Source organism: Streptomyces sp. NPDC002619 (assembly GCF_042889305.1).
GTDB lineage: Bacteria > Actinomycetota > Actinomycetes > Streptomycetales > Streptomycetaceae > Streptomyces.
Window position 1 is genome coordinate 1 of record NZ_JBIAQV010000167.1, and the last position, 1,034, is coordinate 1,034.

Sequence of the window (1,034 nt, forward strand, 5' to 3'; positions counted from 1 at the left end):
CCCCAGAAGAAGCGGCTGTGGCTGGCGCAGTAGCCGTATTCGGCCCAACCTGCCAGGTCGGAGCGTTTGACGGTCTCGCGGGAGCGGCCGCATTCCACCGGGGTGGAGTCCACGACCCATACGTCGTCGCTCCACACCGAGGTGGTGGTGGCCAGGATCCGGTTGACGCTTCGCATCAGACCGGCGGCCTTGCGCAGCCGCTTGTTGTAGCCGGGCTGCTGGGGCAGGTAGGGGAAGAGGTGGCGCAGGTGGGCACGGGCATGGCGGAGCCATTTGGCCTCGGAGGTGTAGCCGAGTATGGCCTGCATCGTGGCGAGGGTGACCAGTTCGGCATCGCTCAGGCGGGGCGTAATGCCGACCGGCGGGCGCCACGGCGCCAGGTCGGGATGCTCCTTCAGCATGTCGTCGGTCGTCGCATAGAGTGCTGTCGCGAGGGTGTCCACGTCGTTCGTCACAAAACGATCTTGGACACCCTCGTTCTCGTCTCCGCAGGCACCCCTTGGACCACACCACCAGGAGGAACCAGTGTCATACCCGCAACTGCTCACCCCCGAGGAGAAGCTCGCCGACGCGAAGAAGCTGTTGAGCCTCCCGCGTATCGTCGTGATCTGCGGCTCCACCCGCTTCATGACCGAGATGAACGAGGCCGATCTGCGGAAGACCAAAGCCGGAAAGATTGTCGTCAAACCGGGCTGTGACATGAAGTCGCCGCACGAACTTTGGTCCGATCCTGTCGAGGCCGAGGCGCTGAAGGTTCGACTCGACGATCTGCACCGGGCGAAGATCCGGCTCGCTGATGAGGTGCTCGTAGTCGGCGACTACATCGGAGACAGCACCCGAGCCGAAATCGCCTACGCCCGGTCGCTGGGCAAGCCCGTGCGGTTCACGCACCCCGAAGTCGACCCTGACGCCTGACCGCCCGCTGCCACCTCGACAACCAGGGCCGGCAGCCCGCCGCGTGACCGTCTCGCGGTGGCTTCGGCCGCCGCCCACCCCACACCCTCCGCAGGCATCCCTTGGAATTGATCATCTAG

The 1,034-nt window shown here is 65.5% G+C and carries 1 protein-coding gene and 1 pseudogene; one reads left to right on the top strand and one right to left on the bottom strand.

Annotated elements, in window-relative coordinates; genetic code table 11:
- Positions 1-455 (bottom strand): annotated as a pseudogene (locus ACFYXB_RS46030) (IS982 family transposase); the annotation flags it as partial.
- 70 nt (positions 456-525) lie between these two features.
- Between ACFYXB_RS46030 and ACFYXB_RS46035 the strand changes: the two are divergent.
- Positions 526-915, top strand: coding sequence for a hypothetical protein (locus tag ACFYXB_RS46035; RefSeq protein ID WP_389591485.1), 390 nt, complete (start codon positions 526-528; stop codon positions 913-915).
- Positions 916-1,034 lie beyond the last annotated feature (119 nt).